This is a genomic window from Corynebacterium pacaense, assembly GCF_900169525.1.
Lineage (GTDB): Bacteria > Actinomycetota > Actinomycetes > Mycobacteriales > Mycobacteriaceae > Corynebacterium > Corynebacterium pacaense.
Genome location: NZ_LT821239.1, coordinates 985,252 through 1,000,888 on the forward strand (window position 1 = coordinate 985,252; position 15,637 = coordinate 1,000,888).

The window sequence follows — 15,637 nt, forward strand, 5'->3', positions numbered from 1 at the left end:
TTTATTGAGGGTATGACCAAAGGATTTCTTGTCAACCCCGACCTCAGCAACCGCATCATCGAATTTGAGTTGGAGCAGGCCGCGCAGTTTCTCGGCGGCGTGACCGATGACCGCGTGGCTGTGGCGTTCCAGGAGGACGGCTCTACCTACGCCGCCCTGTTCAACGCCCATGCCCGCGAGGACGGTGCCGAGCCCAACCCCGTCGCCTCACTGGGGCGCAACGCCGCGGCGACCGGAAACTCGGCCTTCTTCACCGATCCGGCCACCGCAATCTGCGGATCCGTGATCTTCGTCGGTGCCGAGGGCGAGGATGTGGGCGAGGATGAGATCGGTCGGGTGCGTGACGGTATCCGGGCGACGAGAAACTACCGCGAGGACTTCCCGGAGGAGTTCGGCCTGTGGCGGGCCGCGGTGATCAACTTCGGCAAGGAATGACCACTGGTTTCATCGTTGACACCGATTTCACGGCGTTGACGATAGAATTCGATGATTCCACCCTGCCCAGATACCTGGGCGGGTTTCTTTTCGATCAGGTTGAGGTCTCCTTCAGCGAGATCGGGCCGGTGTTCTCCGCGCTCTTCGATGTCACCGCGAAGATGGACGGGGCCGAACCCAATCCCGTGGCCTCACTGGGGGCTGGCAACCGCGCCACCGGCAACTCCGATTTCTTCACCGACCCCACCGCCGCCATCTGTGGCCGCGTGATATTCCTCGGCCGCGACGGCGGTGATATCGGGCCCGCGCAGATCCGCGAGGTCGAGCGCGGTATCCGTACCGTGCGGACCTACCAGCAGGACAGCCCGGGGGAGTTCGAGTTCTGGCGCAACGCCGCGATCAACACCGGCAGGTTGGAGCCCTAGGCTGCGCAGGGAGCGGGGAGGAAAAATTCACGGCCCTGAGCAGCGGTGACCGGGGATGTTCGCTGAGAGCGTGTACGGGCGCGGTTGAGCACTGGCACTCACAGGGGTAGAGTGCCAATCAGGTTGTTTGACACACAGTTGTTCACCCGCGACGACGGCTGTGCTGGAAAGACGCAACCGGCACAACTAATAACTTTTCTCATGGAGGGATTCATCGTGGCAAACGTCAACATCAAGCCGCTCGAGGACAAGATCCTGGTTCAGATCAACGAGGCGGAGACCACCACCGCTTCCGGTCTGGTCATTCCGGACTCCGCGAAGGAGAAGCCGCAGGAGGCGACCGTGATCGCCGTCGGCCCGGGCCGCTTCGACGAGCAGGGCAAGCGTATCCCGCTCGACGTGAAGGAAGATGACGTTGTGATCTTCTCCCGCTACGGCGGAACCGAGATCAAGTACGCGGGCGAAGAGTACCTGCTTCTGTCCGCACGTGACATCCTCGCAATCGTCGAGAAGTAGGGGACAGGTTCATGGCAAAGCTCATCGCTTTCGACCAGGACGCCCGTGAAGGCCTTCTCAGGGGCGTCAACGCCCTGGCAGACACCGTTAAGGTCACCCTCGGCCCCCGCGGTCGCAATGTTGTCCTGGATAAGGCATTCGGTGGCCCGCAGGTCACCAACGACGGCGTGACCATCGCCCGCGAGATCGATGTCGAGGACCCCTTTGAAAACCTCGGCGCACAGCTGGTCAAGTCCGTCGCCGTCAAGACCAATGACGTCGCCGGCGACGGCACCACCACCGCCACCCTGCTCGCGCAGGCACTGATTTCCGAGGGCCTGCGCAATGTGGCCGCCGGCGCCAACCCCATCGAGCTGAACAAGGGCATCGATGCCGCGGCGCAGAAGGTCATCGAGGAACTGACGGCGCGCGCCACCGAGGTCTCCTCCACCAAGGAGATCTCCAACGTCGCCACCGTGTCCTCCCGCGACGAGGTCATCGGCGAGATCGTCGCCGCCGCCATGGAGAAGGTGGGCAAGGACGGCGTGGTCACCCTCGAGGAGTCACAGTCGATCGAGACCACCCTCGACATCACCGAGGGCATCGCCTTCGACAAGGGGTACCTGTCGCCGTACTTCATCAACGACAGCGACACCCAGACCGCCGTCCTTGAGAGCCCGGCCATCCTCCTGGTCCGCAACAAGATCTCCTCCCTGCCGGATTTCCTTCCGCTGCTGGAGAAGACGGTGGAGAGCGGCAGGCCGCTGCTGATCATCGCCGAGGACATCGAGGGCGAGCCCCTGCAGACCCTCGTGGTCAACTCCATCCGCAAGACGCTGAACGCCGTCGCCGTGAAGTCCCCGTACTTCGGTGATCGTCGTAAGGCGTTCATGGATGACCTCGCCGTGGTCACCGGCGCCACCGTCGTCGACCCCGAGGTCGGTATCACCTTGAAGGAAGCGGGTGCGGAGGTCTTCGGGTCCGCCCGTCGCGTCACCGTGTCCAAGGATGAGACCGTGCTTGTCGACGGCGCCGGCAGCGCCGAGGCCGTCGAGGTCCGCCGCGAGCAGATCCGACGCCAGATCGAGACCACCGATTCCTCCTGGGATCGGGAGAAGGCTGAGGAGCGTCTGGCGAAGCTCTCCGGAGGTGTCGCGGTCATCCGTGTCGGTGCAGCCACCGAGACCGAGGTCGGCGAGCGCAAGTTGCGCGTCGAGGACGCCATCAACGCCGCCCGTGCCGCAGCTCAGGAGGGTGTCATCGCCGGTGGCGGTTCCGCCCTGGTGCAGATCGCCGAGACCCTCAGGGCTTACGCCGAGGAGTTCGACGGCGATCAGAAGATCGGTGTCCGTGCGCTGGCCGTGGCTCTTGCCAAGCCCGCGTACTGGATCGCCGCGAATGCGGGACTCGACGGAGCCGTCGTTGTCGCACGCACCGCCGAGCTGCCCAACGGGCAGGGTTTCAACGCCGCCACCCTCGAGTACGGCAACCTGATCGAGGACGGCGTCATCGACCCCGTCAAGGTCACTCACTCGGCCGTGGTCAACGCCACCTCGGTGGCGCGGATGGTGCTCACCACGGAGGCCTCCGTGGTGGAGAAGCCCGCGGAGAGTGCGGATGACGCACACGCCGGTCACAACCACTAGATAGACAGACAAATCAGGCCCCTCCTTTGCGAGGGGCCTGTTTTGGTATCTTCTCCCGGACTGCGGCGCCGCGGCCGGGTCCTAGGCGGTGACGGGCTGCTTGCGTTCGCTGCGGCGCAGGATCAGCAGACGCTCGGACTCGGACAGCCCGCCCCAGACACCGTAGGGTTCCGCGACGGAGAGCGCGTGCGCGCGGCAGGCCTCCAGAACGGGGCAGGAGGCGCAGATGGCCTTGGCACGCAGCTCGCGGCGCTGGCGGGCGCGGCCGCGCTCGCCGTCAGGGTGGTAGAAGACCTCGGAGGTCTCGCCGCGACAGGCGCCCTGGAGCTGCCAGTCCCAGAAGTCCGCGTTCGGTCCCGGAAGGAGGTGAGGCAATGTCATCTTCAATTACTCCCTAAATTAGCGAGTTCATAGTCACTGTGTGTGGGTGTTTGCCCGAAGAGACAGTGTCGACGCAGGTGGTGAACGAATAGTGTCGGTATGGTGGCGAAAAGTTGACCAAATGCGGGCAGGGCAAAGGTGTAACCAAAAAATAACCCTGTGAACTGCGGATTTGGTCTCAGATGAATCTCCGATGAATTCTTCAGGAGAATGTGAGAGAGGCGCATTTCCGTGTCCGTCCTGGCCGGGAGGGGACGGGTTTGCGGCGGCCGGGGTTAAGATGGGCAAAACGACCCGGCGCGGATCGCCGAATTCGGGTGCGTATCCCAGAGGGGCCCACGGGGGCCGGGTGTCAATGAAACTGCTGGAGGAAGGTGGGTGAAGGTGGCTGAATTGGAGCAGGAACTCGCCGACCTGGTGCCGCGTGCCGCGGCGGGAGACCGTCGCTCGCTCCAGCGGATAATGGAGATTGTCCATCCCATGGTGCTGCGCTACTCCAGGGCCCGGATCGGCGGGGGACGGCAGCCGACCCCCGATGATGTCGCCCAGGAGATCTGTCTCGCGGTGGCGACCTCCATCGGAAACTTCGTCGACCAGGGCCGCCCGTTCATGGCCTTCGTCTACGGCATCGCCTCCAACAAGGTCGCCGATGCGCACCGCGCGATGTCGAGGGACAAGTCCACCCCGACCGAGACCGTCCCCGACAGTGAACCCGATACTTTCACCCCGGAGGAGTTCACGCTGGTCCGGGATGGAAGTAACAAAGTCAGGGAGCTTCTCGATCTACTCAGTGACAAGGCCCGTGAGATCCTGATACTCAGGGTCCTCGTGGGACTGTCGGCAGAGGAAACCGCAGAGATGGTGGGCAGCACCCCAGGTGCTGTGAGGGTGGCTCAGCACAGGGCACTCAACTCACTTCGAAGCGCACTGGAGCAGCAGGAGAGCAGACAATGAATCGACGTCACAATGGTGGTGACAGGGATGGCCGGGAAATCGTCAACGAACAGCTGAAGAAGCTGTTCGAGGACGATTCATTCCTGAGCGACCTGTCCCGCGGCGTTGATCCCTCCGAGGGGTCGGATCCCCTCGCGGGCCTCCTCCTTGATTTCGGGAGAGAGGTCAACGCCGACATGCCCCCGGTTCCCGATCTCGAATCCCTGCTCCCGCCCGCCGGTCAGGCCTCGCCGGACGCCTCCCCGCGGACCACGGAGTTCACCCCTGTGACACCCGAGGCCGACGGTGCCACGGATGTGGTGGACCTTGGGGAGCGTCGAGAAGCACGCCGCAACCGCAAGTCGCACCCCTTCCTCAGCGGACTCGTCGGCGCGGCTGCGGCCACCCTGCTCATCGCCGGTGGTGGAACCGCGGTGTACAACGCCGACGCCGACTCGCCGCTGTACGGAATCAGGAGCGAACTGTTCCACACCGATGATCCCAGTGTGGTCGAGCTCGCCAGCACCCTCGAGGAGGTGGATTCCCGGACCGCCAACGGTGATGTGGAAGGAGCCCGCGAACTTCTCGAGCAGGCGCGCGCGATGATCGGTCAGATGCAGGAGAGGCAGCGCGGTGACCAGCCGCCCGCCACGGAATCCGCAGCCCCCGCGACCTCGGTGACCACGGAGACCCTGACCACCACGGAGGCGCCGGCCGCACCGGCCGCCCCGGAGACCGTCACGCACACCGAGACTTATACAACGACGGTGCAGCAGACGATCATTCCGGCTCCGGTCTATCCCACCGTCGCCCCGACGCAGACACTCGCGCCGCCGCAGACGATCACCGTCACCTCGACCCCGGGGGAGGGTGGCCTGACCCCGCCCCAGGGATAGACTCCCCCGTGCGCAGGGAGGGTTGAACCGAGCGCATACATAACAGTGCACCCCGTGAGCATCCACGGGGTGCACTGTTATGTATGCGGCGAAAGCTCCGGGTGGCTATTTCGCCTCGAGGCCGTCCAGGTAGCCGAGGCAGTAGTCCCATGGGACGTAGGCGTCGACATTGGGGCGCAGGCTCGGCTCGTGGACGGGGCTGAGTTCACCGGCGAGGGTGGCGCGCATGTTCGCGGCCATGATGTCCCATTCGTAGTAGTGGAACTCCTCGCAGTCCTCGCACATGAAGAAGATACCCTCGATGCCGCGGGGACGGAGGATCCGCTTGAACTCGGTGACCAGTTTCAGGTCCTGCTCAACGTGTGGGCGTTCCTCGTCCGAGAGCGGTTCGAGGGCTTCATCCTCGGTGAGGAAGGATGCCGGGTCGTTGGGATCGTCGGCAAACGGGTCGCGGGGCATCATCGCATCAAAGTTCACACCCGTTACCCTATTGGTTGACGGGGGTAATGGGCAACCAGCGGCGGCGCGGCGGGGTGGAGCCGGCCACATGGGTGGCAGCCGGTGGAGAATGTTACACCGCCTGGAGGATGGTTATCTGAATCGGGGATTTGGCACTAAGGTTTAGGACATCGCGGACACGAAATGAGGAGGAACTGTTACCAATGACCACCGAACACCGGGTTTCCACCGGAGGAGACGATCCGAACAAGGTCGCACTCGTCGGCCTGACCTTCGATGATGTCCTGTTGATCCCGGATGCCTCCGATATCGTTCCCTCAGGGGTGGACACCTCCACCCAGCTGACCAGGAACATCCGCCTGAACACCCCCATCATCTCAGCGGCAATGGATACCGTCACCGAGGCGCGGATGGCCATTGCGATGGCCCGCCAGGGTGGGCTCGGGGTGCTGCACCGAAACCTCTCCATCGAGGAGCAGGCACAGAATGTGGAGCTGGTGAAGCGGTCGGAGTCCGGGATGGTCACCGATCCGGTGACCTGCTCGCCGGACATGACCATCGGCGAGGTGGACAACCTCTGCGCCCGCTTCCGCATCTCCGGTCTGCCCGTGGTCGATGACAACGGCAGGCTGCTGGGCATCTGCACCAACCGGGACATGCGATTTGAATCGGATATGTCCCGTCGTGTCGACGAGGTGATGACGCCCATGCCACTGGTGGTCGCGGAGGAGGGCGTGACCAAGGACAAGGCGCTCTCACTGCTCTCGGCCAACAAGGTGGAGAAGCTCCCGATCGTGGACGGCGACGGCAAGCTGGTCGGCCTGATCACCGTCAAGGACTTTGTCAAGACCGAGCAGTACCCCCAGGCCGCCAAGGACGCCTCCGGCCGGCTGCTGGTCGCCGCGGGCATCGGCACCGGTGAGGAGTCCTACCAGCGTGCGGGAGCGCTCGTCGACGCCGGCGTGGACATCCTCGTCGTCGATTCCGCCCATGCGCACAGCCGTGGCGTGCTCGACATGGTCTCAAAGGTGAAGAAGGCGTTCGCCGGAGTGGAGATCATCGGCGGCAACCTGGCCACCCGTGGCGCCGCCCAGGCGATGATCGATGCGGGCGCCGACGCCATCAAGGTCGGCATCGGCCCCGGTTCCATCTGCACCACCCGCGTCGTCGCCGGCGTCGGGGCACCCCAGATCACCGCCATCATGGAGGCATCGGTGCCCGCGCGGAAGGCTGGTGTCCCGATCATCGCCGACGGAGGCATGCAGTTCTCCGGTGACATCGCCAAGGCGCTGGCCGCCGGAGCGAACTCGGTGATGCTCGGCTCCATGCTCGCCGGCACCGCGGAGGCTCCGGGGGAGACCATCACCATCAACGGCAAGCAGTACAAGCGCTACCGTGGCATGGGTTCGATGGGTGCGATGCAGGGCCGTGGCCTCAGCGGTGAGAAGCGCTCCTACTCCAAGGACCGCTATTTCCAGGCTGATGTCAAGAGCGAGGAAAAGCTCGTGCCCGAGGGCATCGAGGGGCGCGTTCCCTTCCGCGGTTCCATCGAGAACATCATCCACCAGCAGGTCGGCGGTCTGCGTGCGGCGATGGGCTACACCGGATCTGCAACCATCGAAGAGCTGCACAACGCCCGCTTCGTACAGATCACCAGCGCTGGTCTGAAGGAATCGCACCCGCACCACATCCAGCAGACGGTGGAAGCGCCGAACTACCGGTAACGGGCTTTTAGTACTTCAGCCACAAGGTGGGTGCGACTTGTGGCGTTGAATGCGCTGAGTAGCTTCGACACGGCCTTCTTGATGGTTCCCAGCGAGTAGCCAAAATCAGAGGCGATCGCTTGATTGGATCGTCCTTCGCACACTGCGTCGAGGATGCGTCGCTCCCAAGGTGTGAGTGAGTCTTCTATTACATGATGTTGACCAGGGTGAGTTGCTGAGATGAGAGTCAGAATGCGTTCCAACGCAACTGGTGACATGGTGCGTTTCCCGGTCGCGGCTCTCTGAATAATGGCGCAGACTTCGTCAGGGTCATCAGTCTTGACAAAGTATGCCGTTCCGCCGAGATCCAATACGCGTAAAAGTGTATCTTCTGTATCAAAAGCGGTCATAGCGACGAAATGAGGGGTCAGGGGCATTTCTTGGAGCATGGTGAGAAGCTCGAGTCCGCCCATGATCGGCATTTTAATGTCGGAGACAACGACGTCCACCGTAGTGTGGGACAGGAAGTCCAGTGCTTCCTTTCCGTTGGCGGCAGTTCCAGCAACATCAATTTCTGGCATGTTCTCGAGATATCTGATCAGCGCCGAATGGACGAAAGCGTCGTCGTCGACGAGAAGAACAGAAATGTGGCGTTCAGTTTGTTCTGTCCGCATTTACTTTTTGCACCAGGGCAGTGATGGGTGGCTCTGGCAAAAGAAGTTCTCTGTTTGCGCCGGCATCTCCTGGAGGATTGGGCCGAGTGCCAAAACGAGTTCCATGAGCAAAGGGGTCATTGTTCTTTCCTAGGATTCAGCGGGATTGAGATTGACGTAGTCCAAAGTCCGTGGATTTCGGAAGATGAGAAATGGCCACCGATGCTCTCGACAGCAGCCTTCATCGCGGGAATACCAAACCCGGTAGAGAGATCTGACGGCGGGTCTTCTTGCTTGACGTAATTGGTGATGGAGACTTCACACTTGCTTGGATCTTCATCAGATGAAATACAAACCTCGGAGATTGGCTCAGCATACTTGCTGATGTTCGTTGAAACTTCAGCGAGAACGAGCCCTAAGATTGAGGTCGTGGAACGATCAAACTCGCGAGGCATCGTTGTTGATTCGCCCGCGATGTTGAATCCGGACTTTTGGAGCTCCTCAACAAACTGAGCCAATGGTTTCTGATTAACGTTTGCGTCAACACTCGGCCAGACAGCGGGAAAGGATCTTATTAGAGACCTCACCTCGGCCATAGCATGACGAGCGGAGGTACTGATTTCCCGAAGCTCGGCGTGCTCGGAGTCGGACAGCAGGCTGTGTGGGTTGCATGTCAGAGCTTCTGACTTCATGACGACACGAGTCAACTCCCGGGCGACTGAATTGTGCAGTTGCGAGGCCATGGAGTCGTGGGTGTCCTTGAGAAGAGCCATGCGTTCCGCTCCTGCTCGTTCGGTGGCTTCCTTCGCCGTGACCAGTGCCACTGCCGCTGACAGGGCAACTATGAAAAAGGTCCCCCAAATGAGAAATGCGAACCCTGGGAATCCAAGTCCCCAGAATGGGCCTGCATCCTCGCTGGATTCAATCCAACACAGGAGAAGTGAGAACACTATGGCGAAAATCTTATGGCCGCGGTAGTAGGAATATGCACAAAGGAAGGGACTGAGTAAACAAATTGAAAAGAGTGGTAGTGGAGCATAAACGAATGAGAACCAAGAAATCGGTACGAGAAATACTACCGAGAGTCGTGGAAACGCCGGTGCTATCGCGACCGTAATTGCGCAGAGGATGAGGATAGAAAGTGACTGAGAGTCAACGGGAATGGATCTGGCGACCATCTCGGTGATGCCGAGGACACAGGTAATGCCTCCGCATGCAATGCCTGGTACGAGATTCCTGACTCCGCTGAGTTTTCCCACCTGTGGCATGTTGCTGGGACGCCTTCCCCTCATGATTATGCTGTGATGAACTTTCCAAGATCGATGCTTACGTCAGAGTGCTCCGTCACCAGGCGTGAATGGGTGGCTATGACCACAGTCGCGCCATCATCTGCTAATCCACGGAGCTTCTTCATCACCATTATCGCATTTGAGTCGTCGAGTGCGCCTGTCGGTTCGTCGGCGAGAATGAGGGAAGGCTTCTTCAGAATCAACCGTGCCAAAGCCACACATTGCTGTTCGCCTCCAGACAGTTCGTGCACCTTTTTTCTTTCGAAACCAGCAAGTCCGACATCATCAAGAGCCATGGACATCGCTTCTCGGGTGGCTTTTCTGCCTTCAGTGGCCAGGGCAAGGTTGTAGCTGACACTTCGATCGGGGATGAGTGCATAATCCTGAAACAGATATCCAACCATGGCCCATCGGAACAGTCGACGCTGTCGCGAGCGCAGCGAAGAAATTTCTACATCGCGAAAAGTGATTGTTCCAGAATCCAGGGTGTCCAATGCTCCCACGCAATTGAAGAGTGTGGTCTTCCCTGATCCGGATACGCCTGTAATGCAGCTGATACCGGCAGTTGGAAAGTCGATGTTGATGTTTTCCCAGAGGGATCTGCCACCGAATGATTTTGACGCGTGGCGGATACTGATGTTCATGTGAGGTGTTCCTCTCGAGATTATGTGTGAGGACGCTTGATCTGCGTCCGATCGAGATAGGCAGTCATAGACAAAGTAAGGAGTGACCAGAAGGTGATGAGAACGAAAATAACGACGATGAGCTGAGGTGATATTGCTCCACTTCTGCTGAGAAAATCGCCTGAAGGGTTGTTCATCGCGGTGTTTTCGTGGAGAACCTGAATCCGACGGATCACCCACACTGCCGGAATTAGCCAGGTGAGAATTTCCATGGCCATTAAGCCTCTCCGGAGGAACCAGGGCTTCCGCCCCAGGAGAAAGCCCACATGTAGGCGGAGGTTATTTTTTATCTGATAGCTGACGGCGGAGACCAGAACTATAGCCGTGATGATGATGGTCGCAAGAAGGACATTTATCCCCTCCATGTGAAGCTGAATACGCAGATTACTTCTGGCTTCGTTCCAGGTGTTCACCGCAGGTGTTGCCGCTGCCACCAATCTGTCATCTGGGGGAACGTTGATCAGCTGTTCTGCCACCATGGAATTGTTTAGAAGGAGGGCGTTGTTTGTCGCCAATGCCCCGATATTGCGATCGGACAATGTGGAAAGCCCACGAGGAAGGACGACGATGATGGGACTATGAACCGTGGACGGCTCCAAGAAGGCACCCCTGGAAAGAGTTCTGTAGGTGAATACCTCTCTGTCATCGGAATAGGGAACCTGCTTGATTGAAGGACTCTCGATTCCCGCCAGGCCTGCTTCAAATTCGAGGGTGGTGCTGATGTGGACGATGTCACGTTCAGGAGTGTCTGCGGGAGTCAACACCGTTACCGTCGTTGCATCACCACCGAGATCTTCTTCCGATAGACCGGCCTCGGTGAGCGCGAAGTGGGTATTGCTGAGTACTAGTGGGTGGGACAGAGCTTCACTACCGCGGGCCCATTCGGTGGAGACCAGAAGTAGTTCATCATTGGAATCGATCATTCTCAGTGTGGCACCCAGTTCCGGAACTGAGTTGATTTTGCCTGCTGCGACGCCAATCTGTACAGCGTCGCCTCGATTGTCCCACCATGGTCGGTCTGCTTCGACCCGGTCGGATTCGATGACTAGTGCCGTCATTGATCCGGCGGTTCCCAGAGTGAGGATAATCGCTAAAATGCGCAGTGCCATGATGCTGATGGATATTTGAGACATCGGGCGTGCGCCTTTGATGGCGTTGACCAATGTAGTGCTGCGAAGCGCCGCCTGACTCAGGAGGTATGCGCTGGCAATCAGCACTGCCTGAACAATCAGGACTATAAGGAAGAACCTGAGAAAGAGACCAATTTCTGCAAATTGGTTATACAAAGCGAGAGAGATGGAGGTGAAACCTCCGGCCGCAGCAGCAAGGATGGCTGTGGGCAGAGCTATTTCTCGTGCTTCCATAAAAATGGTCCTTCTCAGTGGCAATCCCAGCATCTGGTGGATTGCATAGGTACGAGAGCGAAAGATCACATGCGCCGCCGAGAGGCCAAAAACTAGCAATCCAACGAGTGATACGGTGACCAATATCGGCGTCGCCGACAAGGCACCTGTGACACCAACAATGTTTTGGGTCTGACCATTTAAGCCATGCGCCTGAGCCATTTCAAGGAACTTCTGATCCACACCCTTCGGGCCCGAGAGCGCGTAGACTCCCCGTGGATCCAAGGTTGTCTCCTGCATGAGGTCTAACAACTTCATGGGGCTTTGTGGGACAAATTTTCGATTCCCCTTCCGGACCATGTCTGAGAGGGGATGGCCGGGGGGCGCTGTGACAGCATATGTGATGAGTTGAGCGTCGGGATCCTCGAGATGCGCTTCAGTTTCGTACACACTATGCGAAACTGCGGTGTCATGTTCGATGGAAAATTCTTTGATTAACTGGCGAAGTTCCGATGCCGATACAGTTCCATTCGAATCTTCGATCATGACGCGCTGGTTTCCGAATTCCGGAGCAAGCTCCGACAAGGTCGAAGTCATTGAAACGGCTGCCAGAGGTGACAGGAGCAGGGCTGTGGCCACTCCGCTGAAGAGCAGCGACAGGTAACGATGCATGGAAGCAATATCCTTCGAAAGTGCGGAAATGGCCACCGCGGTGAATATGACACCGGTGGCCATTCTTAGCCATGAGTCTGCATCAGCAGAAACGATAGTATGTCTTGTTGGTTCCAATAACCTTGGATGGTGCGCTTGCCCTGGACCACGTATTCCGATTCGTGCATCCGCTGTCACTGGTGATTGTTCCTACCGCGGTGGAACCGTGGGATTTTCCGTTGTGGAAGTAGTTGGACCACACCGTGCCGCTTCCGACACCGTAGTCCCAGACGCCACCATCAATGTTGATTGTTGTTGCTGATGCGGCAGCTGCCCCAGATACTGTTAGACCGGCTATGACGGATGGCACGCTTAAGCGGAACCTGAACCTAGTTTTTTCATTTCGTGTCCTTGTCGGGTATTCGAAGGAGGATTTCCCTCGGGTGGTGGTGCAGTCAGTATCATCCCAATTCCACGTATCGTGCTACAAGGGTCTTGTGGTCCACATTATAGGTGTCAAAGGACCCTTGCTTTACCGCTTCATTTATGCCTTGGACTACATCGAAACCGACCCGCAGTGAACCTCGGGTAGACTCACTCTCCGGTAAGACAACCATCAAGGAAGGCGTTAGTCACATGCGTGACCATGTAGAAATCGGTATCGGCCGCGAGGCACGTCGCACGTACAACCTCGATGACATCTCGGTTGTGTCCAGCCGCCGTACGCGTTCCTCCAAGGATGTGGATACCACCTGGCACATCGACGCCTACCGCTTCGAGGTCCCCTTCATCAACCATCCCACCGATGCCCTGGCCAGCCCGGAGTTTGTCATTGAGATGGGTAAGCAGGGTGGCCTCGGCGTGATCAACGCCGAGGGGCTCTGGGGAAGGCATGCCGATATAGAGGGTGCGATCGCTAAGGTGATCGCCGCCTACGAGGGCAATGAGGATCGCAATGATGCCTCAGGTCTGGAAATCATCGGCGGCGGCGACCAGGCCGCGGCCACCCGCACCCTGCAGCAGCTGCACGCAGCCCCCCTGGACACCGATCTGCTCACCGAACGGATCAGCCAGGTCCGCGATTCCGGCCAGATCGTCGCGGTGCGGGTGTCACCGCAGAACGCCCGCGAGCTGGCACCGGTCGTCGTTAAGGCGGGTGCGGATCTGTTGGTCATACAGGGAACCCTGATCTCGGCGCAGCACGTGGACACCGGTGGTGAGGCACTCAATCTCAAGGAGTTCATCGGTTCGCTCGACGTTCCGGTCATCGCCGGCGGTGTCAGCGATTACACCACCGCACTGCACATGATGCGCACCGGTGCCGTTGGCATCATCGTCGGCGGTGGCGAGAACACCAATGCCCTCGCCCTGGGCATGAAGGTGCCGCTGGCCACCGCCATCGCCGATGTCGCCGCCGCCCGGCGCGACTACCTCGATGAGACGGGCGGGCGCTACGTGCACATCCTCGCTGACGGTGACATCGAGAACTCCGGTGATGTGGTCAAGGCGATCGCCTGCGGCGCGGACGCTGTGGTGCTCGGATCCCCGCTCGCACGGGCGAAGGAAGCCGCCGGACACGGCTACTTCTGGCCGGCGGTGGCCGCGCACCCGCGCTTTCCGCGCGGTGTGGTCTCCGATTCCGGCTTCCTCGACGAGGACGTCCCCTCGTTGGCCCAGATCATCAATGGTCCCTCGCAGCTGCCGTGGGGTGTGGAGAACTTTTCCGGGGGCCTCAAGCGGGCGATGGCGAAGTGCGGTTATACGGATCTGAAGAGTTTCCAGAAGGTGACGCTGCACGTTCAGCGCTAGCCTTCCCCGCGGGCAGGGTGATCACCACGCTCGCGGCCACCACCAGGGCCATCGCCAGCCACTTCAGTGCGCTCGGGTCCTGGTGCAGGAACACCCAGCCTATCGACGCCGCGAACACCGGTTCGAGGCTGAGCAGGATGCCGAAGACCCCGGCGGGCAGGCGCCGCAGGGCGGCCAGCTCGAGGCTATAGGGGATGACCGAGCCGAGCAGTGCGGTGGCCACCGCCAGCAGCAGCAGATGGGAATCGGTGGCGATCACCCCGATTCCGTCACCGGCAAAGGGGATGACCAGCAGTGCCCCGATGACAAAGGCCATCGCCAGTCCGCCCTGTCCGGGAACGAGCTGTCCGGCCCTCTTGCTGGCCAGAATGTAGGCCATCCAGAAGGCACCGGCGATCAGGGCGAAGATGACGCCGCGGGGATCGAGGGGGTTGCCGGTCAGCGAATCGACCCCGATAAGCCCCATGCCGATGACCGCGAGGCCGACGGCCAATCCGTCGCGCAGTGAGCGTGAGAGCAACGCGGAGAGCAGCAGCGGACCGAGGAACTCCAGTGTCACCGCGGTACCGAGTGGGATCAGTTCGATGGAGGCGTAGAAGAAGCTGTTCATTCCCGCCAGGGATATGCCGAAGGCGGTGACCGCCGTCCACTGCCTGCCGCTCCAGCTGCGCACCGCCGGCCGCGCGACGGCGGCGAGCACGGCGCCGGCGATGAGCAGGCGCAGGGCGGTCACCGCCCAGGGCCCGGCGTGCGGGAAGATCTGCGTGGCCACGGCGGCACCGAACTGGAGGGAGAGGCAGGAGCCGAGGACGAGCAGCACGGCGGACTTGTTCATGGGTTATATCATGGCCGAGATCAACCGGTAAGAACAAGCGGAATAAATCGACCATAAAAGTTAAGCAAACCTGTACATTTTAGGCATGCTCTCCCTGGCACGCCTCCGCCTCCTGCAGGAGTTCCACCGTCTGGGCACGATCACCTCCGTGGCGGAGTCACTGAACTATTCACGCTCAGCGGTGTCCCAGCAGCTCACGCTGCTGGAGAGGGAGGTGGGGGTGCCCCTTTTTGAGAAGATCGGCCGCACCCTCCACCTGACCGAACAGGGCGAGATCCTGCTCGCCCACGCCACGGCACTGCTGGCCGCGGCGGACCAGGCACTGGTCGCGGTGCATTCCTATGATGACGCGGTCAGCGGCACACTGCGGGTGACCTCCTTCCAATCGGTGTTGTCGACCATCCTCCCGCCGGCACTGAGCAGCCTCAACGCCCGGTATCCCGAACTGACCGTGGAGGTCGCCCAGCGCGAGGTCCTCGATGCGATGGAGGAGCTGCTGGCCGGGCAGGTCGATCTGGTCCTCGGTGAGGAGTACCAGGGGCAGATTCCCCCGTTGGATCCGGGGATCCACCGCGAGATCCTCCTGGAGGACCCCATGCACCTGATCACACCCGAGGACGGCCCGCTCGCAGTGGACGGCATCGAGGAACTCGACAGGGCGCCGTTCGCCATTGATCCACCCGGGGTCCCGACGGGGGACTGGGCCGCAGCGGTGTGCGGCCGGGCCGGATTCGTCCCGCGCCTGGCCTTCGCCACCATCGATCCGCTCCTGCAGATCCACCTCGTCCGGCTCGGCCACGCCGTCAGCTTCACACCGACGCTGCTCGCCCCGATGCTCGAGGGTGTGCGTGTGGTGGATCTGCCTGACAACCCCACCCGAACCCTCTACACGGCCGTGCGGGCCGGCAGGCAGGAGCTGCCGGCGATCCGCGCCTTCCGTTCGGCCCTGGCGGCGGTGGCCAGGGAGACGATCATTGACAGTGGTCTAGTAGAGTGAACTC

At 60.6% G+C, this 15,637-nt stretch carries 17 protein-coding genes; 9 read left to right on the forward strand and 8 right to left on the reverse strand.

Annotated elements, in window-relative coordinates; translation table 11 throughout:
* Positions 1 to 12: 12 nt before the first annotated feature.
* The 4 genes from B7E02_RS04730 (at position 13) to groL (ending at position 3,001) form a co-directional block, all read left to right on the forward strand.
* A complete protein-coding gene (locus B7E02_RS04730) occupies positions 13 to 435 on the forward strand; it encodes a hypothetical protein (RefSeq protein ID WP_080793530.1) in 423 nt (140 codons plus the stop codon).
* Positions 432 to 860, forward strand: a complete 429-nt coding sequence (locus B7E02_RS04735; RefSeq protein WP_080793532.1) for a hypothetical protein — start codon at positions 432 to 434, stop codon at positions 858 to 860. The genes B7E02_RS04730 and B7E02_RS04735 overlap by 4 nt, the downstream gene beginning before the upstream one ends.
* Positions 861 to 1,076: 216 nt before the next feature.
* Positions 1,077 to 1,376 carry a co-chaperone GroES gene (groES, locus tag B7E02_RS04740; RefSeq protein WP_143336699.1) on the forward strand — a complete coding sequence of 100 codons (300 nt, stop codon included), beginning with the start codon at positions 1,077 to 1,079 and terminating at the stop codon, positions 1,374 to 1,376.
* An 11-nt stretch (positions 1,377 to 1,387) separates the two neighbouring features.
* Positions 1,388 to 3,001: a chaperonin GroEL gene (gene groL, locus B7E02_RS04745; protein ID WP_080793535.1), complete on the forward strand. Its 1,614-nt coding sequence runs from the start codon at positions 1,388 to 1,390 to the stop codon at positions 2,999 to 3,001.
* 81 nt (positions 3,002 to 3,082) lie between these two features.
* Here the strand turns inward: groL and B7E02_RS04750 are convergent, their stop codons facing one another.
* Positions 3,083 to 3,382: a WhiB family transcriptional regulator gene (locus B7E02_RS04750; RefSeq protein WP_080793536.1), complete on the reverse strand. Its 300-nt coding sequence runs from the start codon at positions 3,380 to 3,382 to the stop codon at positions 3,083 to 3,085.
* Positions 3,383 to 3,766: 384 nt separating this feature from the next.
* Here B7E02_RS04750 and B7E02_RS04755 point away from each other — a divergent pair, with 384 nt between their 5' ends.
* Both B7E02_RS04755 and B7E02_RS04760 read left to right on the forward strand, forming a co-directional pair.
* Positions 3,767 to 4,336, forward strand: coding sequence for a sigma-70 family RNA polymerase sigma factor (locus tag B7E02_RS04755; protein ID WP_080794437.1), 570 nt, complete (start codon positions 3,767 to 3,769; stop codon positions 4,334 to 4,336).
* Positions 4,333 to 5,211: a hypothetical protein gene (locus B7E02_RS04760; protein ID WP_080793538.1), complete on the forward strand. Its 879-nt coding sequence runs from the start codon at positions 4,333 to 4,335 to the stop codon at positions 5,209 to 5,211. The genes B7E02_RS04755 and B7E02_RS04760 overlap by 4 nt, the downstream gene beginning before the upstream one ends.
* A gap of 105 nt (positions 5,212 to 5,316) precedes the next feature.
* Here the strand turns inward: B7E02_RS04760 and B7E02_RS04765 are convergent, their stop codons facing one another.
* Positions 5,317 to 5,688, reverse strand: coding sequence for a DUF5319 domain-containing protein (locus B7E02_RS04765; protein ID WP_218672375.1), 372 nt, complete (start codon positions 5,686 to 5,688; stop codon positions 5,317 to 5,319).
* A 185-nt stretch (positions 5,689 to 5,873) separates the two neighbouring features.
* Between B7E02_RS04765 and guaB the strand changes: the two genes are divergently transcribed.
* Positions 5,874 to 7,394 carry an IMP dehydrogenase gene (guaB, locus tag B7E02_RS04770; protein ID WP_080793539.1) on the forward strand — a complete coding sequence of 507 codons (1,521 nt, stop codon included), beginning with the start codon at positions 5,874 to 5,876 and terminating at the stop codon, positions 7,392 to 7,394.
* Here the strand turns inward: guaB and B7E02_RS04775 are convergent.
* The 5 genes from B7E02_RS04775 to B7E02_RS04795 all read right to left on the reverse strand — a co-directional run bounded on the left by B7E02_RS04775 (position 7,385) and on the right by B7E02_RS04795 (position 12,362).
* On the reverse strand, positions 7,385 to 8,047 hold the full coding sequence (locus B7E02_RS04775) for a response regulator transcription factor (protein ID WP_080793542.1): 663 nt from the start codon (positions 8,045 to 8,047) through the stop codon (positions 7,385 to 7,387). The genes guaB and B7E02_RS04775 overlap by 10 nt on opposite strands.
* A gap of 116 nt (positions 8,048 to 8,163) precedes the next feature.
* Positions 8,164 to 9,285, reverse strand: a complete 1,122-nt coding sequence (locus B7E02_RS14020) for a sensor histidine kinase (RefSeq protein ID WP_143336643.1) — start codon at positions 9,283 to 9,285, stop codon at positions 8,164 to 8,166.
* A 35-nt stretch (positions 9,286 to 9,320) separates the two neighbouring features.
* The gene (locus tag B7E02_RS04785) at positions 9,321 to 9,959 is read right to left on the reverse strand and encodes an ATP-binding cassette domain-containing protein (protein WP_080793547.1); all 639 of its coding nucleotides are present in this window, start codon (positions 9,957 to 9,959) and stop codon (positions 9,321 to 9,323) included.
* A 20-nt stretch (positions 9,960 to 9,979) separates the two neighbouring features.
* The gene (locus tag B7E02_RS04790; RefSeq protein WP_143336644.1) at positions 9,980 to 12,076 is read right to left on the reverse strand and encodes a hypothetical protein; all 2,097 of its coding nucleotides are present in this window, start codon (positions 12,074 to 12,076) and stop codon (positions 9,980 to 9,982) included.
* A 19-nt stretch (positions 12,077 to 12,095) separates the two neighbouring features.
* Complete coding sequence (locus B7E02_RS04795) at positions 12,096 to 12,362, reverse strand: lactococcin 972 family bacteriocin (protein WP_080793551.1); 267 nt, start codon at positions 12,360 to 12,362, stop codon at positions 12,096 to 12,098.
* A 266-nt stretch (positions 12,363 to 12,628) separates the two neighbouring features.
* Here B7E02_RS04795 and B7E02_RS04805 point away from each other — a divergent pair, with 266 nt between their 5' ends.
* Positions 12,629 to 13,801, forward strand: coding sequence for a GuaB3 family IMP dehydrogenase-related protein (locus B7E02_RS04805; protein WP_080793556.1), 1,173 nt, complete (start codon positions 12,629 to 12,631; stop codon positions 13,799 to 13,801).
* Here B7E02_RS04805 and B7E02_RS04810 read toward each other — a convergent pair.
* Entirely contained in the window at positions 13,725 to 14,636 is a 912-nt protein-coding gene (locus B7E02_RS04810) for an EamA family transporter (RefSeq protein WP_080793559.1), read from the reverse strand. The two genes, B7E02_RS04805 and B7E02_RS04810, sit on opposite strands and share 77 nt — an antisense overlap.
* An 85-nt stretch (positions 14,637 to 14,721) precedes the next feature.
* Here B7E02_RS04810 and B7E02_RS04815 point away from each other — a divergent pair, with 85 nt between their 5' ends.
* Positions 14,722 to 15,633 carry a LysR family transcriptional regulator gene (locus B7E02_RS04815; protein WP_080793561.1) on the forward strand — a complete coding sequence of 304 codons (912 nt, stop codon included), beginning with the start codon at positions 14,722 to 14,724 and terminating at the stop codon, positions 15,631 to 15,633.
* Positions 15,634 to 15,637: the final 4 nt, after the last annotated feature.

Excerpts from the sequence above, each read along its gene's own strand:
- B7E02_RS04805 (WP_080793556.1), top strand. The coding sequence starts at position 12,629 with ATGCGTGACCATGTAGAAATCGGTATCGGCCGCGAGGCACGTCGCACG.
- B7E02_RS04750 (WP_080793536.1), bottom strand. The coding sequence starts at position 3,382 with ATGACATTGCCTCACCTCCTTCCGGGACCGAACGCGGACTTCTGGGAC.
- B7E02_RS04730 (WP_080793530.1), top strand. The coding sequence starts at position 13 with ATGACCAAAGGATTTCTTGTCAACCCCGACCTCAGCAACCGCATCATC.
- groL (WP_080793535.1), top strand. The coding sequence starts at position 1,388 with ATGGCAAAGCTCATCGCTTTCGACCAGGACGCCCGTGAAGGCCTTCTC.
- B7E02_RS04810 (WP_080793559.1), bottom strand. The coding sequence starts at position 14,636 with ATGAACAAGTCCGCCGTGCTGCTCGTCCTCGGCTCCTGCCTCTCCCTC.
- B7E02_RS04790 (WP_143336644.1), bottom strand. The coding sequence starts at position 12,076 with ATGGCCACCGGTGTCATATTCACCGCGGTGGCCATTTCCGCACTTTCG.
- B7E02_RS04785 (WP_080793547.1), bottom strand. The coding sequence starts at position 9,959 with ATGAACATCAGTATCCGCCACGCGTCAAAATCATTCGGTGGCAGATCC.
- B7E02_RS04760 (WP_080793538.1), top strand. The coding sequence starts at position 4,333 with ATGAATCGACGTCACAATGGTGGTGACAGGGATGGCCGGGAAATCGTC.
- guaB (WP_080793539.1), top strand. The coding sequence starts at position 5,874 with ATGACCACCGAACACCGGGTTTCCACCGGAGGAGACGATCCGAACAAG.
- B7E02_RS04775 (WP_080793542.1), bottom strand. The coding sequence starts at position 8,047 with ATGCGGACAGAACAAACTGAACGCCACATTTCTGTTCTTCTCGTCGAC.
- B7E02_RS04735 (WP_080793532.1), top strand. The coding sequence starts at position 432 with ATGACCACTGGTTTCATCGTTGACACCGATTTCACGGCGTTGACGATA.
- B7E02_RS04815 (WP_080793561.1), top strand. The coding sequence starts at position 14,722 with ATGCTCTCCCTGGCACGCCTCCGCCTCCTGCAGGAGTTCCACCGTCTG.